This window comes from Neoaquamicrobium microcysteis (assembly GCF_008180155.1).
GTDB classification, from domain to species: Bacteria; Pseudomonadota; Alphaproteobacteria; order Rhizobiales; family Rhizobiaceae; genus Aerobium; species Aerobium microcysteis.
In genome coordinates this window covers 270,317-289,634 of the sequence record NZ_VSZS01000067.1, presented here as the reverse complement: position 1 = coordinate 289,634, position 19,318 = coordinate 270,317, and the positions used below count along the sequence as shown (strand labels likewise).

13 protein-coding genes and 1 tRNA gene are annotated in these 19,318 nt (G+C 64.4%); 7 read left to right on the top strand and 7 right to left on the bottom strand.

All coding sequences use genetic code 11. The features are described from left to right. The first annotated feature begins 2 nt into the window (after positions 1–2). Positions 3–1,175 (top strand): iron-containing alcohol dehydrogenase, encoded by a 1,173-nt coding sequence (locus FY036_RS20165; RefSeq protein ID WP_148916554.1) that lies wholly within the window; start codon positions 3–5, stop codon positions 1,173–1,175. A gap of 144 nt (positions 1,176–1,319) precedes the next feature. On the opposite strand, the gene FY036_RS20160 is transcribed toward FY036_RS20165, so the two are convergent. Both FY036_RS20160 and cpdR read right to left on the bottom strand, forming a co-directional pair. Beyond that, a tRNA-Val gene (locus tag FY036_RS20160) sits at positions 1,320–1,394 on the bottom strand. A gap of 127 nt (positions 1,395–1,521) precedes the next feature. Then, complete coding sequence (cpdR, locus tag FY036_RS20155) at positions 1,522–1,884, bottom strand: cell cycle two-component system response regulator CpdR (RefSeq protein ID WP_091915315.1); 363 nt, start codon at positions 1,882–1,884, stop codon at positions 1,522–1,524. Between the two features lie 179 nt (positions 1,885–2,063). On the opposite strand from cpdR, the gene FY036_RS20150 reads away from it, so the two are divergent. Then, the gene (locus FY036_RS20150; RefSeq protein ID WP_407941197.1) at positions 2,064–3,005 is read left to right on the top strand and encodes an N-formylglutamate amidohydrolase; all 942 of its coding nucleotides are present in this window, start codon (positions 2,064–2,066) and stop codon (positions 3,003–3,005) included. A gap of 213 nt (positions 3,006–3,218) precedes the next feature. Then, the gene (gene hisN, locus FY036_RS20145; RefSeq protein ID WP_148916717.1) at positions 3,219–3,992 is read left to right on the top strand and encodes a histidinol-phosphatase; all 774 of its coding nucleotides are present in this window, start codon (positions 3,219–3,221) and stop codon (positions 3,990–3,992) included. 100 nt (positions 3,993–4,092) lie between these two features. On the opposite strand, the gene FY036_RS20140 is transcribed toward hisN, so the two are convergent. Next, entirely contained in the window at positions 4,093–5,046 is a 954-nt protein-coding gene (locus FY036_RS20140; RefSeq protein ID WP_148916552.1) for an alpha/beta fold hydrolase, read from the bottom strand. A 450-nt stretch (positions 5,047–5,496) separates the two neighbouring features. Between FY036_RS20140 and FY036_RS20135 the strand changes: the two genes are divergently transcribed. Next, positions 5,497–5,964 (top strand): Hsp20 family protein, encoded by a 468-nt coding sequence (locus FY036_RS20135; protein ID WP_148916551.1) that lies wholly within the window; start codon positions 5,497–5,499, stop codon positions 5,962–5,964. A gap of 56 nt (positions 5,965–6,020) precedes the next feature. Here FY036_RS20135 and FY036_RS20130 read toward each other — a convergent pair whose 3' ends face one another. Continuing rightward, the gene (locus tag FY036_RS20130) at positions 6,021–7,070 is read right to left on the bottom strand and encodes a threonine aldolase family protein (protein WP_148916550.1); all 1,050 of its coding nucleotides are present in this window, start codon (positions 7,068–7,070) and stop codon (positions 6,021–6,023) included. A 515-nt stretch (positions 7,071–7,585) separates the two neighbouring features. Between FY036_RS20130 and gltB the strand changes: the two genes are divergently transcribed. Together gltB and FY036_RS20120 are read left to right on the top strand one after the other, a co-directional pair. Beyond that, positions 7,586–12,313: a glutamate synthase large subunit gene (gltB, locus tag FY036_RS20125; protein ID WP_148916549.1), complete on the top strand. Its 4,728-nt coding sequence runs from the start codon at positions 7,586–7,588 to the stop codon at positions 12,311–12,313. A gap of 163 nt (positions 12,314–12,476) precedes the next feature. Next, the gene (locus FY036_RS20120) at positions 12,477–13,934 is read left to right on the top strand and encodes a glutamate synthase subunit beta (protein ID WP_148916548.1); all 1,458 of its coding nucleotides are present in this window, start codon (positions 12,477–12,479) and stop codon (positions 13,932–13,934) included. 15 nt (positions 13,935–13,949) lie between these two features. Here FY036_RS20120 and FY036_RS20115 read toward each other — a convergent pair whose 3' ends face one another. Next, positions 13,950–15,197, bottom strand: coding sequence for an SGNH/GDSL hydrolase family protein (locus tag FY036_RS20115; RefSeq protein ID WP_148916547.1), 1,248 nt, complete (start codon positions 15,195–15,197; stop codon positions 13,950–13,952). Positions 15,198–15,209: 12 nt separating this feature from the next. Then, complete coding sequence (locus FY036_RS20110) at positions 15,210–16,445, bottom strand: lytic murein transglycosylase (protein ID WP_201744817.1); 1,236 nt, start codon at positions 16,443–16,445, stop codon at positions 15,210–15,212. A gap of 202 nt (positions 16,446–16,647) precedes the next feature. Between FY036_RS20110 and galU the strand changes: the two genes are divergently transcribed. Continuing rightward, a complete protein-coding gene (gene galU, locus FY036_RS20105) occupies positions 16,648–17,529 on the top strand; it encodes a UTP--glucose-1-phosphate uridylyltransferase GalU (RefSeq protein ID WP_148916545.1) in 882 nt (293 codons plus the stop codon). Positions 17,530–17,534: 5 nt separating this feature from the next. Here the strand turns inward: galU and FY036_RS20100 are convergent, their stop codons facing one another. Then, complete coding sequence (locus FY036_RS20100) at positions 17,535–19,193, bottom strand: outer membrane beta-barrel protein (protein WP_148916544.1); 1,659 nt, start codon at positions 19,191–19,193, stop codon at positions 17,535–17,537. Positions 19,194–19,318: the final 125 nt, after the last annotated feature.

Below are 19,318 nucleotides of genomic sequence, written 5' to 3'. Positions count from 1 at the left end.
ACATGACCAAGCTCGTCTCCAAATGGAACTACCCGACCACCGTGCGCTTTGGCGCCGGCCGCATCGCCGAACTGCCGGAAGTGCTGAAGGATGTCGGCATCTCCAACCCGCTGTTCGTGACCGATCCGGGCCTTGCGAAGCTGCCGGTGGTGGCATCGACGCTGAAGATTCTTGCCGACGCAGGCGTTGCGCACGGCGTGTTTTCCGAGGTGAAGCCCAATCCTGTGGAATCGAACCTTTATGCCGGTGTCGAGGTGTTCAAGGCCGGCGGACATGACGGCATCATCGCTTTCGGCGGCGGCTCGGCGCTCGATCTCGGCAAGCTGATCGCCTTTCAAGCGCATCAGAGCCGCCCGGTGTGGGATTTCGAGGATATCGGCGACTGGTACACGCGCGCCGATGCGTCGAAGATCGCGCCCATCGTGGCCGTGCCGACGACGGCCGGCACCGGCTCGGAGGTCGGCCGTGCCGGCGTGCTGACACACGAGGCCAGCCACACCAAGAAGGTGATCTTCCATCCGAAGATGATGCCCGCGATCGTCATCGCCGACCCGGAGCTGACGGCGGGCATGCCGCCTTTCATCACCGCCGGCACCGGCATGGACGCGCTGGCGCACTGCCTGGAAGCCTATTGCGCGCCCGGATACCATCCCATGGCCGACGGCATCGCGCTGGAAGGCATGCGCCTGTCGTTCGAGAACCTGCCCAAGGCGTTTGCCGATGGATCGGACCTGACTGCGCGCGCGCACATGATGTCCGCCGCCGCGATGGGCGCGACCGCGTTCCAGAAGGGCCTGGGCGCCATCCACTCGCTGTCGCATCCCATCGGCGCGTTGTACGACACGCATCACGGCATGACGAACGCCGTGTTCATGCCCTACGTGCTGGCTTTCAACCGATCCGCCATCGAGGACCGCATCGCGCGTGCCGCCGCCTATATCGGCATCGACGGCGGGTTCGACGGTTTTGCAAAGGCAGTGCTGGATTTGCGAACGCAGCTGAATGTGCCGCATACGCTTGCGGACTTCATCAAGGACTTCGCGCCGGACGACGCGCGAAAGAACCTTATCGCCGACATGGCGATCGTGGACCCAACCGCAGGCGGCAATCCGGTAGAACTGACGAAGGATGGCGCGCAGTCGCTGCTGGACGCGGCGATCGAAGGCCGGCTTTAGGGCGCACTACAACGATGGCCTGCCTGCGGCTTCGATGCGGAGGCGCAGGCGAGTTGACGACTCATGCCATCCGCGTGACCCTGCGAACCGCAATGTGCGTCAGCGTTTCTCGTCGCTGAGAATATTGTGCTTTGGAGAACCGGATGGTGGGCGTGACAGGGATTGAACCTGTGACCCCTACGATGTCAACGTAGTGCTCTCCCGCTGAGCTACACGCCCATCCGACGAGGCGCATACACCACAGGCCGGCCTTGTCGTCAATGCCGAAAATCGAAGTTTCGGCGGCTGCCGGCCTTGCTTTGCGGCGGTGGCCGGCCCGGCGCGCGAAGCGCCCTGTTCAGGGCTTTCAGGCGGCGTGCAGCATCTTCTCGACCTCGTTGACGAGGTCGCGCAGGTGGAAGGGCTTGGAGAGAACCTTGGCGTCCTTGGGCGCCTTGGAATCGGGGTTGAGCGCGACCGCTGCGAAGCCGGTGATGAACATCACCTTCAGGTCGGGGTCGATCTCGGTGGCACGGCGCGCCAGCTCGATGCCGTCCATCTCGGGCATGACGATGTCGGTCAGGAGCAGTGAGAAAGGCTCCTCGCGCAGTCTTTCGTATGCGCTGGCGCCGTTGTCGAAATCGCTCACATCGTAGCCGGCCCTTTCCAGAGCCTTCACGAGAAAGCGGCGCATGTCGTCGTCGTCTTCTGCCAGAAGAATTCTTGCCATGGCTCCCGTCCGAATCAATCGCTTCAGCGCCCGCCACTCTGCGGACGCGTTAACCATTTCGCGTATATGCGCGTGCGGGAGTAAAGATCAAGTGAATGGCACGCGAGCCGTGCACCCGCAAAACCGGTCTTTTCAAGCCCTTGGCGACGTTGCGGCAGTCTGGACAGGCCGCGTTGCAGATGGCACGCTCTCAAGACAGCATCCGCGAAGGCAGCCATTTCGGGAGTTCCATGACGGCAGCAGGAGATTTTACCGCGACGCCGCCTTTCGTGGTCAGAAGCACCGCCGTGCAGCGGGTGCCGTACGTCTTCAATTCGCCCCACAGCGGCAGCCACTATCCGCCGCGCTTCCTTGCGATGAGCCGGCTGGACGCGAAGGCGATCCGGCGGTCGGAAGACTGCTATGTCGACGAGCTTTTCGCGGGCGCCGTGACGCTGGGCGCGCCGATGCTGGCGGCCAATTTCCCCCGTGCCTATCTCGACGCCAACCGTGAGCCCTGGGAGCTTGACCCGCGCATGTTCGTGGACCCGCTTCCCGCGCATGCCAACATCCGATCGGCACGGGTGGCCGGCGGGCTCGGCACCGTGCCGCGGCTGGTGGGGGAGGGGCAGGAAATCTATGCCGGCAAGCTGCGGCTGTCGGAAGCCGTCATGCGCATCGAGACGCTCTACAAGCCCTATCACGAGGAACTCAAGCGCCTGCTGACGCATACGCACGCGCAGTTCGGCTATGCCGTCCTCATCGACTGCCATTCCATGCCGGCAAGCATCCGGCTGGGCGACAGCGGCCTGCGGCCGGATTTCATCATCGGCGACCGCTTCGGCGTCGCCTGCGCGCCGGCGCTGTCGGATGCGGCGATCACGATCCTGACCAGGCTCGGCTACCGCGTCGCGCACAACAAGCCCTATGCAGGCGGTTTCATCACGGAGCACTACGGCCGTCCAGCCCGCCGGCTGCATGCGTTGCAGATCGAGGTCAATCGCGGGCTCTACATGGACGAGAAGACGCTTGAGCCTACGACCGGCTTCACCGCACTGGCGAACGACTTGACCCGCCTTGCCGCCGACCTTATGGCCCTGCCGGACGAATATTTCGGCGGGCTACCGCTGGCCGCCGAATAGGACGCGCCTCAACTTTCCAGCACCGGACGAAAAAAAGACCGCACCGTTTGCACGACGCGGTCGAAGTCTAGGGAGGAAACGCCCAAGGAGGGCATAGACAGGTCGCCCTGTCCGAATTTGAGTGTATGCTGCGTTGCACAAATGTCAAGCGGCGGTTTTGGCCTGTGCAAAAAATAGGCGGTCGCCATAGGCCGCGTTTTCGAGGGTGAAATGATGAGGATCGAAGCGGACTTCATGCGGCGCGTCGCCGATGCCGCGGCTGCGCAGACGCTTCCGCGCTTCCGGCAGGCGGGGCTGGTGACGAATAAGCTCGCCGCGGGGTTCGACCCGGTCACCGAGGCCGACCGCGAGGCCGAACTCGCCATCCGCTCACTTATTCGTGACACCTTTCCCGACCACGGCATTCTGGGCGAGGAGTTCGGCGCGGAGAACGTCGGCAACCGCCACGTCTGGGTCATCGACCCTATCGACGGCACGCGGGCGTTCATCTCTGGGCTGCCGCTATGGGGCACGCTGGTCGGGTTGACGGACCATGGCGACGCGGTCGCCGGGATGATGTCGCAACCGTTTACCGGCGAACTGTTCTGGGCCGACGATGCCGCATCGCACTATGACGGGCCGGGCGGCGCTCGGAGGCTTGCCACGCGCGACACCTCGAGCATCGCCGACGCAACGATGTGCACGACGACGCCGGCACTTTTCACCGGCGCGCTGCGCGAAGCCTATGACCGGCTGGAAAGCTCTGTGCGCCTCGCGCGTTACGGCACGGACTGCTATGCTTATGCCATGCTCGCGGCCGGCAATATCGATCTTGTGGTGGAAACGGGGCTTCAGCCCTACGACATCGTGGCGCTGGTGCCGATCATCGAGCGCGCCGGCGGCATCATCACCACATGGGACGGCGGGCCGGCTGAAAAGGCAGGCGACATCGTGGCCGCCGCCACGCCTGCGCTTCATGCCGCAGCACTCGAGATGCTGAACCGCTAAAGCGCGTCGCGATCTTTCAGATTCGCTCCATGGGCTTTAGCTAATTGTTTTGTCGCATGTCTTTGTCCCCGAAACCGGTGCCCACTTTCGGGGACATGCTTTAGACCGATCCGTTCCCGGGTATGAATGCATCGAAGGCGGCAAAGAACTGCTCGCGGTAGGCGTCGGCCTCCTGCAGGATTTCGTGGCGGGCGCCGTCGATGGTCACCAGCGAACCTGTGCGAAGGCAGCGCGCGAAACGCTCGATCGTCGGCGTATCGACCACGCGATCGGCGCCGGCCGCGACGATCAGCGTCGGGATGTTGAGATCGGCGATGAAATCCGGCTCCTGCACGCGCTCGCAGGCGATGCAGGCGGCGCGTATCCACGACGCGGTCGGGCCGGCTATGGCGAGCTTTGGGTGGTGCCGATAGATATCGATGTTGCGGGCGAAACGCGCCGCGTCGGTCGTCAGCGTGTTGCCTGGGAAGGCAGGCAGCGTGCCCGCCTTTCTCCGGCCGGTCATATAGATGGAGCCCAGCCCTACGGCATTCAGCAAGCTGGCCAGCCGCAACGTGTTCTGCATGGACAGTGGCTGGTTGGCGAACCCCATGAGGGGCGCGGTGAGAACCATGCGCTGCACGCGGTTGGTCAACAATGGCGTCGCCATAAGTGCCACCAGCGCGCCCGTGGAATGGGCGAGAAGGTAATATGGCCCCCGGCAGTCGGGCAACACCACATCCTGGAAGAACGGGCCAATATCGGCCACGTAGTCATCGAAATCGTTGATATAGCCGCGATGCGGGTCTTTCAGCAGGCGATCGGAGCCGCCTTGGCCGCGCAGGTCGAAGATGGCCGCGCCGAAACCGCGCGCCGACAGGTCGCGGATGGTCTCGAAATACTTCTCGATACACTCGTTTCGCCCGGTGAGGATGACCACCGTGCCTTGCAGCGGCCGCGCGTCCGCCGCGAACCGCGCGTAGCGGATGCGTTTGCCGTCTGCCATGGTGAGCATGCCGGCATAGGCGTTGGCGGGTATCGGGTTTCCCGGTGTCTCGAAAAGCAGGTCTTGCATGGGCGGCTGGGTTGCCTCGGGCGGATTTCGACCTTCGTGATAGGAAGGCCGTGTAGCAAATGCAAAGGATTTCGGGAGGTTGGCACGAAGCCGGGCTGCAAAAATGGAAAGGCCGGAAGCGCCTTTTGAGGGGACAGCTTCCGGCCTCCTGACGATCCGGGAGGAAGGGACGATACACCCGGCTCGGCATCGTTGACGGCTGGTTGGTGAGAGCCGCCTGTTCGTTTGTTGGGGTGAATTTAGCCCGGCCCGGCTGAACGGGGTCCGAAGCGTCGGTTCATCTGGCGTTCATGTTCCAGACGCTGCCGAACCTCTTGAAAGCGCCTCTCGGCGCACCCAAATCTGGGTCGTGGTCGCCGATGACGGGGCCACTGGACGCTAGGAAATGCCACAAAGGATTTCTGTCAGGCGTCCAAGCGCAAAACAGTGTTGCTCACAGGAGAACAGACCATGCGTCACGTCGATTTTTCGCCGCTCTATCGTTCAACCGTCGGTTTCGACCGTCTCTTCACGATGCTCGACTCGCTCGCACAGCCCGATAACGGCCAGACCTACCCGCCCTACAACATCGAACGCACCGGCGACGACGCCTACCGCATCTCCATGGCGGTGGCGGGCTTCTCGGAGACCGAGATTTCGATCGAGGCCCATCGCAACGTGCTGACGGTGAAGGGTGAAAAGACCGACGAGCAGTCGGAGAACGGCTCGGAGTTCCTGCATCGCGGCATCGCAGCGCGCGCTTTCGAGCGTCGCTTCCAGCTTGCCGATCACGTCGAGGTGCAGGGTGCCGCCCTCAAGAACGGCCTGCTCCACATCGACCTCAAGCGGAACATTCCCGAGGAGATGAAGCCGCGCCGGATCGAGATCAGCGCTGCGCCCGCAAAGGCCAAGCAGATCGAGGCGCAGGCTTCGAAATAAGCCTTTCCGGCAACCGGAAACCAGAAGGCGGCGCGTTTAGCGCCGCCTTTTTTCGTTCAGGCTATGAGGTCGCCAAAACGGTCCACCTCATCTTCGGTCGTGGCAAAGCTGGTGACGAAGCGGGTAAGCGTCTCGTCCTCGCCGATGCCTCCGGCAAAGCCGTGCGGCGGGTGCCACGGGTAGAAGGCCGCGCCTGCCTCCTTCAGTCTTTCGACTTCCGAAAGCCTGATGATCGGAAACACCTCGTTGGCCTGCGGCTCCCAACCGAGCCGGGCTTTTGAGGACGCCTGCACATGGCCGGCAAGCCGCTTTGCCATCGCGTTGGCGTGCCGCGCGGTGTCGAGCCACAACCCCTTGTCGAAATAGGCCTCGAATTGCGCGGCGATGAAGCGCGACTTGGAGAAGAGTTGCGCCGCGCGTTTGCGGATGAAGGGGAAGGCAGCGGCCTTTTCCGGCTCGAAGAAGACGACGGCTTCTGCACACCAGCATCCGTTCTTCGTCCCGCCGAAGGATACGATGTCCACGCCGCGCTTCCAGGTCATCTCTGCAGGCGAAACGTCCAGCGACACAAGCGCGTTTGCAAAGCGCGCGCCGTCCATGTGCAGCGGGAGGCCGTGCTTCTTTGCGATGGTGGAAATCTCGTCGATCTGATCCAATGAATAGACCGTGCCGATCTCGCTCGATTGGGTGATCGAGACGGCGGCGGGCTGGCCGGAATGGACGAACTGAGGCGGGTAGCGGCCGATCTCGTTCTCGAGGATGGCCGGGTCCATGCGCCCGAGAGGCCCATCCACCGGGCAAAGGCGTCCGCCGCCGGTGAAATATTCAGGCGCGCCGCCCTCGTCGGCGATCATGTGCGCCTCGCGATGGCAGAAGGCTACGCCGCCAGGCCTTGCCACGGCCGTCATCGCCAGCGAGTTGGCCGCAGTCCCGGTCGCGACGAAGAAGACCGCGACATCGCGTTCGAAGATTTCACTGAAGGTGCGGTCGACCTGCCGGTCCAACTCGCTGGAACCGTAGGCCGAGGCGAAGCCGGCGGCATGGCGCGTCAGGTTGGCTGCGATGCTGGGATGGGCGCCGGCCCAGTTGTCGGATGCAAAGAACATTTGTAGGGAAACCCATATGCGATCTGTCGAAAGGCCCGGCAATGTGAACGACGGGCCGCATCCGGGCAAGGGCCGGCTCCTCGCACGAAACCGTAGGTGCGGCGGTGGCCTGCGGGAGATGGCGGTATCGAACGGAAAAGTCGACATGACGCTTCTGGACGCAACATAATTTCGCATTCCGCCGCATTTTTTTGCACATCCGTCTTGTGTGTGCTTATGGTTTATGGCATACGGAATTTAGGACAGTATTGCTGTCTTATTTAACGCGCGCCTCGCCGGCCGGATATGGGGTATGATTGCCGCCAGTCCGGCTTTCGATGCGGGCGGCACCGGACAGGCCGGCAACCGCGAAAGCGGCGGCGGTTTCGTCCGGCCGAGGGAGGCAAGGCCGCCAGCGGCGCAAGCCTTCCCGAACGGCCTTTCGCAAGATATGCCGACAGAATGCCGGACGAGCGCTCGATGTGCCTGCCGGATCGTACCGAACGCCCGAAAGGGTAGCCGAGGAGGAAAAGGCGATGACGGACCTGACGCCATCTGAAACGACCGTGCACATGCCGGCCGCGCAGACGAAAGCGGCCGCCGTCAAAACCGACGCCACGACCTTCGGCCTGCCTGCCGCGCGTGGGCTCTACGATCCGCGCAACGAGCACGACGCGTGCGGCGTGGGCTTCATCGCGCATATGAAGGGGGAGAAGTCCCACCAGATCGTCAAGGACGGTCTGTTCATGCTCGAAAACCTCACGCATCGCGGCGCGGTGGGGGCAGATCCGCTGATGGGCGACGGCGCGGGCGTGCTGGTACAGATACCCGACCGCTTCTTCCGCGAGGAGATGGCGAAGCAGAACGTGGAGCTGCCCGAGCCCGGCCACTACGCCGTGGGCCATATCTTCATGCCGCGCGATGCCGATCTCCAGGCCCGCACCGAAGAGATCATCGCCGAGGTGGTGCAGCAGGAAGGCCAGACGCTGCTGGGCTTCCGCGACGTGCCGGTCGACAATTCCTCGCTGTCCAAGGCTCCCGACATCGCGGCGTCCGAGCCGGTGCACCGCCAGGTCTTCATCGGCCGCAACCCAGCCATCGAGACGGAAGACGAGTTCGAGCGGCGGCTTTTCATCCTGCGCAAGGTCATCTCCGCGCGCATCTATGCCGAGACCGGGGGGCGGGCGAACAGCTCCTACACGGTATCGCTGTCCTCGCGCACCATCGTCTACAAGGGCATGTTCCTCGCCTATCAGGTGGGCGCCTACTATAAGGACTTGAGCGATCCGCGCTTCGAAACCGCGCTGATCCTCGTGCACCAGCGCTTCTCGACCAACACCTTCCCGTCCTGGCAGCTCGCGCACCCCTATCGCATGGTCGCCCACAATGGCGAGATCAACACGCTGCGCGGCAACGTCAACTGGATGGCCGCAAGGCAGGCGTCGGTCGATTCCGAGCTGTTCGGCAACGACATCGCCAAGCTGTGGCCGATCTCCTACGAGGGGCAGTCGGACACCGCCTGCTTCGACAATGCGCTCGAATTCCTGACGCAGGGCGGCTACTCGCTCGCGCACGCCATGATGATGCTGATCCCCGAAGCGTGGGCCGGCAACAAGCTGATGGATAGCGAGCGCAAGGCGTTCTACGAATACCATGCGGCGCTGATGGAGCCGTGGGACGGCCCGGCCGCCGTTGCCTTCACCGATGGTCGGCAGATCGGCGCGACGCTCGACCGCAACGGCCTGCGGCCGGCCCGCTACGTTGTCACGGACGACGACCGCGTCATCCTCGCTTCGGAAGCGGGCGCGCTGCCGGTTGCCGAAGACAAGATCATAAAGAAGTGGCGGCTTCAGCCGGGCCGCATGCTGCTGATCGACCTCGAGAAGGGGCGCATCGTCTCCGACGAGGAGATCAAGTCGGAAATCGCGACCAAGCATCCCTACCGCAAGTGGCTGGCCAACACCCAGCTCATCCTCGAGGACCTGAACGCGGTGGAGCCGCGCGCGCTGCGCAAGGACGTGTCGTTGCTCGATCGCCAGCAGGCCTTCGGCTACACGCAGGAAGACACCAAGCTGCTGCTGTCACCGATGGCGACGACCGGACAGGAAGCGGTGGGCTCGATGGGAACCGACACGCCGATCTCGGCGATGTCCGACAAGTCGAAGCTGCTCTATACCTATTTCAAGCAGAACTTCGCGCAGGTGACCAACCCGCCGATCGACCCGATCCGCGAGGAGCTGGTGATGAGCCTCGTCTCCTTCATCGGCCCGCGCCCGAACATCTTCGATCTGGTGGGGTCTTCGCGCCGCAAGCGTCTGGAAGTGCGCCAGCCGATCCTGACCAATGGCGACCTGGAAAAGATTCGCTCCATCGGCCACACCGAAGACCGGTTCGACACCAAGACGCTGGACGTGACCTATTCGGTGATGGAGGGCGCTGCCGGCATGCACGGCGCGCTGGAGCGCCTGTGCGAGCGCGCCGAGGCTGCGGTCGCCGGTGGCTACAACATCATCATCCTTTCCGACCGGCAGGTCGGTCCCGATCGCATCGCCATTCCAGCGCTGCTGGCTACGGCCGCCGTGCACCATCACCTCATCCGCAAGGGGCTGCGCACGTCCGTTGGGCTGGTGGTGGAATCGGGCGAGCCGCGCGAAATCCATCATTTCTGCTGCCTTGCCGGCTACGGCGCGGAAGCCATCAACCCCTATCTGGCGTTTGATACGCTCACCGACATGCACAAGCGTGGCGATTTCCCGCCGGAGGTGGACGCCAACGAGGTTGTGACGCGCTTCATCAAGTCGATCGGCAAGGGCATCCTGAAGGTCATGTCCAAGATGGGCATCTCGACCTACCAGTCCTATTGCGGCGCGCAAATCTTCGACGCCATCGGGCTTTCGACCGAGTTCGTCGAGCGCTACTTCACCGGCACGGCAACCACCATCGAGGGCGTCGGACTGGCAGAGGTCTCGGAAGAGACCGTACGCCGCCACGAGCAGGCTTTCGGCGACGACCCGGTGCTGCGCAGCGCGCTCGAAGTCGGCGGTGAATACATGTATCGCATGCGCGGCGAGGCGCATATGTGGTCGCCCGATGCAGTGGCCACGCTGCAGCACGCCGTGCGCAAGGGCTCCTGGGAAACGTTCAAGGAGTTCTCGCAGCAGATCGACGGCGAGGCGGCGCGCGCCAAAAGCATTCGCGGCCTCTTCCGCGTCAGGACCGCGGTGGACACCGGCCGCGCGCCGGTGGCGCTCGACGAGGTCGAGCCGGCATCCGAGATCGTAAAGCGGTTCTCGACCGGGGCGATGTCTTTCGGCTCGATCAGCCGCGAGGCGCATTCCACGCTGGCCGTAGCCATGAACCGTATCGGCGGCAAGTCGAATACGGGCGAGGGCGGCGAGGAGCCGGACCGCTATATGCCGCTGCACGACGGGTCGCCCAATCCGGAGCGTTCCGCGATCAAGCAGATCGCGTCGGGCCGGTTCGGCGTGACGACGGAATACCTCGTCAACTCCGACATGATGCAGATCAAGGTGGCGCAGGGCGCAAAGCCCGGCGAAGGCGGGCAGCTGCCCGGCCACAAGGTCGATGCCACCATCGCCAAGACGCGCCACTCGACGCCCGGCGTTGGCCTGATCTCGCCGCCGCCGCATCACGACATCTACTCGATCGAGGATCTGGCGCAGCTCATCTTCGACCTGAAGAACGTCAACCCCACGGCCGACGTATCGGTGAAGCTTGTGTCGGAAGTCGGCGTCGGCACGGTCGCGGCGGGCGTCGCAAAAGCGCGTGCTGACCACATCACCATTTCAGGCTATGACGGCGGCACCGGCGCTTCGCCGCTCACCTCGCTCAAGCATGCCGGCAGCCCGTGGGAAATGGGCCTGGCCGAGACGCACCAGACGCTGGTGCTCAATGGCCTGCGCAGCCGCGTGGCGCTGCAGGTCGATGGAGGCCTGCGCACCGGCCGCGATGTCATCATCGGCGCGCTGCTGGGTGCCGACGAGTTCGGCTTCTCGACCGCGCCTCTGATCGCGGCGGGCTGCATCATGATGCGCAAGTGCCACCTCAACACCTGCCCGGTGGGCGTGGCTACGCAGGACCCGGTGTTGCGCAAGCGCTTCAAGGGTACGCCGGAGCACGTCATCAACTACTTCTTCTACGTGGCGGAAGAGGTGCGCGAGCTGCTGGCCGAGATGGGCTATCGCACGATCGACGAGATCATCGGCGACACCGACCTGCTCGAGAAGCAGCCCATGATCGAGCATTGGAAGGCGAGGGGCCTCGATTTCAGCCGCATGTTCCACAAGCCCGACGCGCCGAAGGAACAGACCTTCTGGACGCAGCGGCAGGAGCATCCGATCGATGACGTTCTCGACCGCAGGCTGATCGAACTGGCGGCAGAGGCGCTTGAAACGAAGCAGCCGGTGAAGATCGAGCAACCCATCCGCAACGTCGACCGTTCTGCCGGCGCGATGCTGTCGGGCGCGGTAGCCAAGCGCTTCGGACACAAGGGCCTGAAGGACGACACCATATCGGTGACGCTGACCGGCACGGCCGGCCAGTCCTTCGGTGCGTTCCTGTCACGCGGTGTCTCGTTCGAGCTGATCGGCGACGGCAACGATTATGTCGGCAAGGGGCTTTCGGGCGGCCGCATCGTCATCCGCCCGCCGGAAGATTCCAGGATCGTGCCGGAAGAGTCGATCATCGTCGGCAACACCGTGCTTTATGGCGCGACCGAAGGCGAATGCTACTTCCGCGGTGTCGCGGGCGAGCGTTTCGCCGTGCGCAACTCGGGTGCTGCGGCAGTCGTGGAGGGCGTGGGCGACCATGGCTGTGAATACATGACCGGCGGCGTCGTCGTCGTCATAGGCCAGACCGGGCGCAACTTCGCGGCCGGCATGTCGGGCGGCGTCGCCTACGTGCTGGACGAGGCCGGCGACTTCGCCGAGCGCTGCAACATGGCGATGGTGGAGCTCGAGCCCGTTCCCGAAGAGGACGACATGCTCGAGAAGCTGCACCATCACGGCGGCGACATCGACCACAAGGGCCGAGTGGACGTGTCGGGCGACATGACCCGCCACGACGAGGAACGGCTGGTGCAGCTGATCTCGAACCACATGCACTACACCGGCTCGACGCGTGCCCGCGAGATACTCGACAACTGGGCGGACTACCGTCCGAAGTTCAGGAAGGTGATGCCGGTCGAATACCGCCGCGCGCTGCTGGAGATGGAGCGTCTGCGGATGGGGGTGGCTGCGGAATGATGACGCGTGCGACACTCAAACCCGGGGCGCGGCCGCGCTGATTGACCAGGCTGCTGCGGCGGCCTTCAATGCCGGGGTTCGGCCCCGGAGCACCGATCAAATCAACGCACGACCGTCCGGCGACATGACTGTCCCGGGTCGAACGCAAGTCCGAGGATGAGCTATGGGCAAGGTTACAGGTTTTCTGGAGATCGACCGGCAGGTGCACAAGTACCAGCCGGCTTCCGACCGCATCCGGCATTTCAGGGAGTTCACCCTGCCGATGTCGGAGCCGGAGGTCGAGAAGCAGGCCGCCCGCTGCATGGATTGCGGCATTCCGTTCTGCCACGGCCCGACCGGCTGTCCCGTCCACAACCAGATCCCGGACTGGAACGACCTCGTCTATAACGGCGATTGGGAAGGCGCGATCCGCAACCTGCATTCCACCAACAATTTTCCGGAGTGGACGGGCCGCATCTGCCCCGCGCCCTGCGAGGAAGCCTGCACGCTGAACCTCGAGGACATTCCGGTCGCCATCAAGACCGTCGAGCAGGCCATCGCCGACAAGGCGTATGAGAAAGGCTATATCCGCCCCATGCCGGCTGCCACAAGCACCGGCAAGAGGGTCGCCGTCATCGGCTCCGGTCCAGCCGGCATGGCCGCGGCGCAGCAGCTCGGACGTGCCGGCCACGAGGTGCATGTCTACGAGCGCGAATCGAAGCCCGGCGGGCTGATGCGCTACGGCATTCCCGACTTCAAGATCGAGAAGCACTATGTCGATGCCCGCGTTAAGCAGATGGAGGGCGAAGGCGTCGTGTTCCACTGCGGCGTCAATGTCGGCGTCGACAGGAAGGTGTCCGAGCTTCTGGCCGAGCATGACGCGGTGCTCTATTGCGGCGGGTCCGAAACGCCGCGCCCGGCGGGCATTCCCGGTGCGGACTTTGCCGGTGTGCATGATGCCATGCCCTATCTCGTCCAGCAGAACCGCCGCGTCGGGGGCGAGGACATCCAGTCTGTTGCGTGGGCTGCCGACCCCATCCTTGCCGGCGGCAAGCATGTCGTGGTCGTCGGTGGCGGCGACACGGCGTCCGATTGCGTCGGCACTGCCTTCCGGCAGGGCGCGGTGCGCGTCACCCAGCTCGACATTCGCCCGCAGCCGCCAGAAAAGGAAGACAAGCTGACCGTGTGGCCCTACTGGGCGACCAAGATGCGCACGTCTTCATCGCAGGCGGAAGGCGCTCAGCGCGAGTTCCAGGTGGCGACGCTTGAGTTCATCGGCGACGAAGACGGCGTGCTGACCGGCGTCAAGTGCTGCGAGGTGGACGATAAGCGCAAGCCGGTTGCCGGCACCGAATTCGTCATCCGCGCCGACCTCGCCTTCATCGCCATCGGCTTCGCCGGGCCCATCTCGGGCGGCGTCACGCAGGAGATGGAAGGGCAGATGGCCCTGAACGTCGATGCGCGACGCTCGACCAATGTGGTGGCCAACGACCGCGACTACATGACCAATGTGGACCGGCTGTTTGCTGCCGGCGACGTGCGGCGCGGGCAGTCGCTGGTGGTCTGGGCCATCCGCGAAGGCCGGCAGGCCGCGCACGCGATAGACAAGTTCCTGATGGGCGAGACTGTCCTGCCCCGGTAGGACGATACGTCCAAATCAGCGCGTCACGGCAGAGGTTTTGCCGGGGTCTGGCTGCGCGGGGGCTTTCTGCCGCCTTATCTGAAAATCGTCTGCGCGTCCGGGTGTCGCCTCGGGCCCCACACCCTCGCGCGAAAGTTTCTCGGCCGCGGTGTGGGCCTCGCCGCCGGCAGGTTGCACGAGAGCGCCGAGCAGGCCGGACGCGGCGTCCGCGCTCACATCGTCGAGCGCCATCGGCGCCGTCCGGTCTATGATAGCAGGCGCGGCCTCTTCGACCGAGGGCGCGCCCAGCAATTCGCTGTCTGGACCCAGCCGTGCCACGCCGGATGCGTCCGTGCCGAGGTCGAGCAGCCGGTTTAGCGGCTTTTCGACATAGAACGCGATCTTGCGGCGGCCCTGCCGCGTGACGTTGATGCCGTCGCTGGAACGCAACTGGGCCGGCTGGCCGTTCATGTCGGGGCCGTTGGCCGCAAACGCGCCGGTCTCGTCGACGAAGCCGTCCCACACATCGACGAATTCTCCTCCGGCATCTGTGACGATGCGCCGGTAGAGGTCGTTGAACGCGATCATGTCGGACGACATCGCGCCGGGTCGGAATGGCAGATTGCCGACCCAGATGAGCGGCAGGTTCCTGTCGCGGATCGCCTTGACCAGCGCCGTGGCGCGCCGCTCATATTCGGCCGTCCACGCTTCGGTGCGCGGTGGCTCTCGATTGCCGTCGATGCGCATCTGCTGGCGGTCGTTGGAGCCGATCATGACGACCACCGCCGACGGATTCTCCATTTCGATCATGGAGCCGACACTACCCGGCCAGTCATAGTAGTCGTCGCGAACGAGGCCCGACGAGCCGTTGGAGCGATTGACGACCAGCACATTCGGGTTCTGCTCGAAGGCGACCTCGAGGCCGTCGGCCATGCCGCCCGCCAGAAAGTCGCCGACGACGAGAACGCGCTTTGCGTTTTCCGCCTTCTCGACAGCAGGCTCAGCCGGCGCCGCGACCGGCCCCGGCTGGGTGCGTCTTACCGTCGGGTTTGCCCGGCGTGGCGCCTCGGCGCCCGGAGGCGGCGCGACGACGCGGTCCCGGCGCGGGGGCTCGCTGCGCTGGAAGAGGAAGCGAAGAATGCCGCCGCCCGTCTGCCGTTCGCCCGCCTGCTGCGCGTGCGCGACGCCCGGATAATGGGCGCCCGCAGGCAGCACCAGCAACAGGGCCAGTGCCGCACTGCACAGCCGCAGGACGCGCGGCAATCGGGAAGCGGTTACTCTCATCGGTACTCCTTGCTACTGACCGCGCAGTCGGGTCAGAAGCTCCTTGCTCGGGTGGCCGTCGGCCGACATGCCGATGCGGCCCTGCAGCGCCTTGATGGCCTCTCGAGAGGCAGGCCCTATCCTGCCATCGATTTCGCCGTCGTAATAGCCGTGCGCCGAAAGACGCTTCTGCAATTCCTGCGTCTCTACAAAGGAAAGCCGTGTGAACGGGCGGTTCCAGTCGCGCGAGAGCTGGCCGTGGCCGGCGATCTGGTCCGACAGAAGGCCGACGGCCAGCGCGTAGCGGTCCGAGTTGTTGTAGCGCTTGAGCATGTTGAAGTTGTGAAGGACGAGGAAGGCGGGTCCGTCGCGGCCTTCCAGCACCTTAAGCTCCGCCTGGTCGTTCATGCGGGGATATGCCTGGCCGTTGGCACGCACGACGCCCATTGCCTGCCACTGGGCAAGCGTCTGGCGACCGCCGGGGAATTTGCGGCCTGCAGGCAACGTCACCTCATACCCCCAGGCATGACCGGGACGCCAACCGTTCTGGCGCAGCAAATTGGCGGCCGAACCGAGCGCATCGGGGATCGAATTCCATATATCGCGCTTGCCGTTGCCGTCCATATCGACGGCCCAGGTCTGGTAGCTGGTGGGGATGAACTGCGTGTGGCCCATGGCACCGGCCCATGAGCCGGTCATCTGGCTGACGTCGACGTCGCCGTTCTGGAGAATCTTCAGCGCCGCGATGAGCTGCGAGCGCGCAAATTTCTGCCGGCGCTGGTCTGCATAGGCCAGCGTCGACAGTGAGCGCACGATGTTGCGCACGATGCGCGGATTGTTGAGCGCCTCGCCGTAGCGCGATTCGATCGACCAGATCGCCAGCACGACGTTGCGGTCGACCCCGAAGCGCTGCTCGACCGCGTCGAGCGTGCGGCGGTGCTGCTGCGCCATGCGACGGCCGTTGCCGACGGATTCGTCGGTGATCTGGTTGTCGAAATACTGCCATACGGGCGCGTTAAATTCGGGTTGGTTCTGCGCCAGCTGCAGCACCTCGGGATCGGGGGCGGTGACGCCTGAAAATGCCCTGTCGAATATCGCGCCCGATATGCCGCTGCTGGTCGCCGTCGAACGAAACTGGCTCACCCAGCGCTGAAACTGCGCGTCCGCCGATGCTGGCGCGATCTGCGCCGAAACCACCAGCGCGAGCGTCAGTCCGGCGGTCTTCAGGAACGATGCGAAACGTCCTGCCGTTGCGTTGGCCATGTTCATGCCTCCAATTGCCTGTTGCTCTGGTGGAACCATTCATCGACCATTCGGGTTAGGAAAAAGTTTACCATAGGTTTTACGATTATCGGGATTTTCCGATCGCAACCCCCTCCTCGACAGTTTTGATTCAATAATGGTCAATGTCGGCATGAAAATGTCGCCGCGGAAAGTGCCGCCGCCGCCAAAAATGGAACAGTGAGCGCAGATGAGAAAAGTAAGAAAAGCCGTCTTCCCCGTGGCCGGACTTGGAACCCGGTTCCTGCCAGCAACGAAGGCGGTGCCGAAGGAGATGCTTACGGTCGTGGATCGCCCGGTCATCCAGTATGTCGTGGATGAAGCGCGCGAGGCGGGCATCGAGCATTTCATTTTCGTCACCGGCCGTAACAAGGCTGTGATCGAGGATCATTTCGATCTCCAGTTCGAGCTCTACGACACGCTCGAGCAGCGCGGCAAGAAGGAGCAGCTCGAGCGGCTGCGCAAGATGCAGCCCGCGCCCGGCGCTACCAGCTTCACCCGCCAGCAGGTGCCGATGGGGCTGGGGCATGCGGTATGGTGCGCGCGCGATCTTGTGGGCAACGAGCCCTTCGCGCTGCTTTTGCCCGACATGATCATGCAATCCGAAAAAAGCTGTCTCAAGGGCATGGTGGAGCTGTTCCAGCGCACCGGCAACAACGTCGTCGCGGTGCAGGAGTGCGACCCCGAGGAGACGCACAAATACGGCATCGTGGGCAAGGGCGCGGAAATCCACACTGGCTTCGAGATTACCGAGATGGTGGAGAAGCCGGCCAAGGGCACCGCGCCGACCAACCTCTACATCAACGGCCGCTACATCCTTCAGCCCGAGATTTTCGACATACTGGCCAATCAGGAAAAGGGCGCGGGCGGGGAAATCCAGCTCACCGATGCGATGATCCGGTTGGGCAAGGAGCAAACGCTGTTCGGCTACCACTATCGCGGCAGCACCTACGATTGCGGCTCGCCGGAAGGTTTCGTCGAGGCGAACGTGGCATTCGCCTTCCAGCAGGAAAATCTGCGCGATGTCGTGATCAACGCCGTCGAAAGGCTGATGGGCAAGCCTACGCCTTAGGCCGCTCAGCGCTGCAGCGTCATGCCCAGATAGAGGCTGGTGGCGTCGTAGTCGCGGTCTGGCAAGGTTCCGCGCTGGCTTTCGTAGCTGGCGCGGCCGGTAATGCCGGCATAGCGGTTCATCCACCAGGTCAGGCTGGCCTCGCCGCGCAGCACGAGGTCGGTTTCGTCGTGGCCGAAATATTCCCGCCAGCCGATGCCCGCCAGCACGCTGCCGGTTAGGTTGTGCCGCAACTGGCGGGTCAGAGACACACTGCCGGAATGGTAGAGCGAGCCTGATTTGCCGGCGACCGTTGAGCCTTCGACTTCGGTGGACCCGTTCAGTTCGACGGTAGTGCCGTGGACCGGAGACCAGGCGAGGTTCGCCGCAAGCGACAGGCCGGAAATTTCGTCGAGGCGGGCGTCGTCCGGCCGCTCGCTGACCCACCCGGCGGCGATCTCGCCGCGCAGCTTCTCGCCCATATCCAGCTCGAAGCCGCTGCGCAGGGCGTATCGGTCGGCCGAGCGCTCGTACCCGTCGCGGTCGAACGCCTCGTCGTATGATCGCCGGCCGATCTCCGCCTCCACAAAAGGGCGAAGCGCCGGCGAAATCTCGTAGCCGGTGCGCAGGCGCAGCGTCGACAAGGTCGAATCGCGGTCGCTCTGAGAAAGCCGGTCGCCGTTTTCGAGCCTAGCATCGCCATAGACGTTGCGTGCGACATCGCCATACATGCCAAGTCGCACGCGGCCCACATCGCGCGAGAGGCCCGCGCTGCCGGTGAACGTATGGCGCAGGGGACGTGAGACCGCCCCTGTGACCGTCGAGGGCGAGGAGGCGGATTCGGGCGATACCCGGTAGCCGCCCGATGCGAAGGCGTTCCACTGGTCTCCGAGCTCCAGCCGCAACTCGCCGTTGACCCCACCCTCCGCGTCGGAAATCTCCTCGCCGCCGAGCGATTTCCTGTAGCGAACGTCGCCGTCGATGCGCGCGCTGTGGCGCGACCAGTCGGAGACCGCGTTGAGGCGCAATCCGGTCTCCGAATAGGTCGACGATCTCGCCTCGGTCGTCAGATTGGCGTTGGATGTCCAGCCGATCCCCTGTTCCAGCGTCGAGTTCAGCTCGAACGTGCCGACACGCATGCCGAGCGGGCCATAGGGGTTGGGCTCGGGCGTTCGCGAAAGCGCGTCGATGGCGCCCGCGCGCTCGCCGTCGGGGCCGATCCGCGTGCTGCGGTCTTCCTCGAAACCGTCCACCGGGGCCGCCCGCACCGTGCCGGTGGTCAAATCTTCATCGGTTGCCGCGTTGGCGGTCGGCGCGCTCTCGCCTGGGTTTGCCGCCCCGCTCCGGCCTGTGCGTGTCACGGGTTCGGCTCCCGTCTGCGCGCCGCCTTGGGCAAGCCCGTCGCCGAGCAGGCCGGAAGTCGGAGCGGGTGCCGCGTCATCGTCGATCGCGCCGCTGCTGACAGGGCTGTAGCGGCGTGCGGCCGGTTCCTCGACAAGAGAGGTCGACCCGTCGAGAGGCGACGTGTTCGTCAGCGTGCGCGGATACCGGCCCAGAAGATCGGTGGTGATCGCCGTCTCCTGCACCTCGCCGCGCAGGCCGTCCCGCATCTGCGCGAATGCATCGCCGCCCGCCAGCAACACGCCGGCCGCGGCAAGCGCAAGCGCGCTTGCGCAACGCTGCATCCGTTGTCTGTGCGGCGGAACTGGTGCCATCGTCGCCCGATCGGTGTGGCGCGGGAAGCGCGAAACTTTACCGGACCGTAAACAGCGATGGTTAACGGATGATTGACCCGCCCGCCATTCGCCTT

Coding starts and splice junctions, on each gene's coding strand:
- galU (WP_148916545.1), top strand. CDS start 16,648: ATGAGAAAAGTAAGAAAAGCCGTCTTCCCCGTGGCCGGACTTGGAACC.
- FY036_RS20165 (WP_148916554.1), top strand. CDS start 3: ATGACCAAGCTCGTCTCCAAATGGAACTACCCGACCACCGTGCGCTTT.
- FY036_RS20115 (WP_148916547.1), bottom strand. CDS start 15,197: ATGAGAGTAACCGCTTCCCGATTGCCGCGCGTCCTGCGGCTGTGCAGT.
- FY036_RS20100 (WP_148916544.1), bottom strand. CDS start 19,193: ATGCAGCGTTGCGCAAGCGCGCTTGCGCTTGCCGCGGCCGGCGTGTTG.
- hisN (WP_148916717.1), top strand. CDS start 3,219: ATGAGGATCGAAGCGGACTTCATGCGGCGCGTCGCCGATGCCGCGGCT.
- FY036_RS20140 (WP_148916552.1), bottom strand. CDS start 5,046: ATGCAAGACCTGCTTTTCGAGACACCGGGAAACCCGATACCCGCCAAC.
- FY036_RS20135 (WP_148916551.1), top strand. CDS start 5,497: ATGCGTCACGTCGATTTTTCGCCGCTCTATCGTTCAACCGTCGGTTTC.
- FY036_RS20110 (WP_201744817.1), bottom strand. CDS start 16,445: ATGAACATGGCCAACGCAACGGCAGGACGTTTCGCATCGTTCCTGAAG.
- FY036_RS20130 (WP_148916550.1), bottom strand. CDS start 7,070: ATGTTCTTTGCATCCGACAACTGGGCCGGCGCCCATCCCAGCATCGCA.
- FY036_RS20120 (WP_148916548.1), top strand. CDS start 12,477: ATGGGCAAGGTTACAGGTTTTCTGGAGATCGACCGGCAGGTGCACAAG.
- FY036_RS20150 (WP_407941197.1), top strand. CDS start 2,064: ATGGCACGCTCTCAAGACAGCATCCGCGAAGGCAGCCATTTCGGGAGT.
- cpdR (WP_091915315.1), bottom strand. CDS start 1,884: ATGGCAAGAATTCTTCTGGCAGAAGACGACGACGACATGCGCCGCTTT.
- gltB (WP_148916549.1), top strand. CDS start 7,586: ATGACGGACCTGACGCCATCTGAAACGACCGTGCACATGCCGGCCGCG.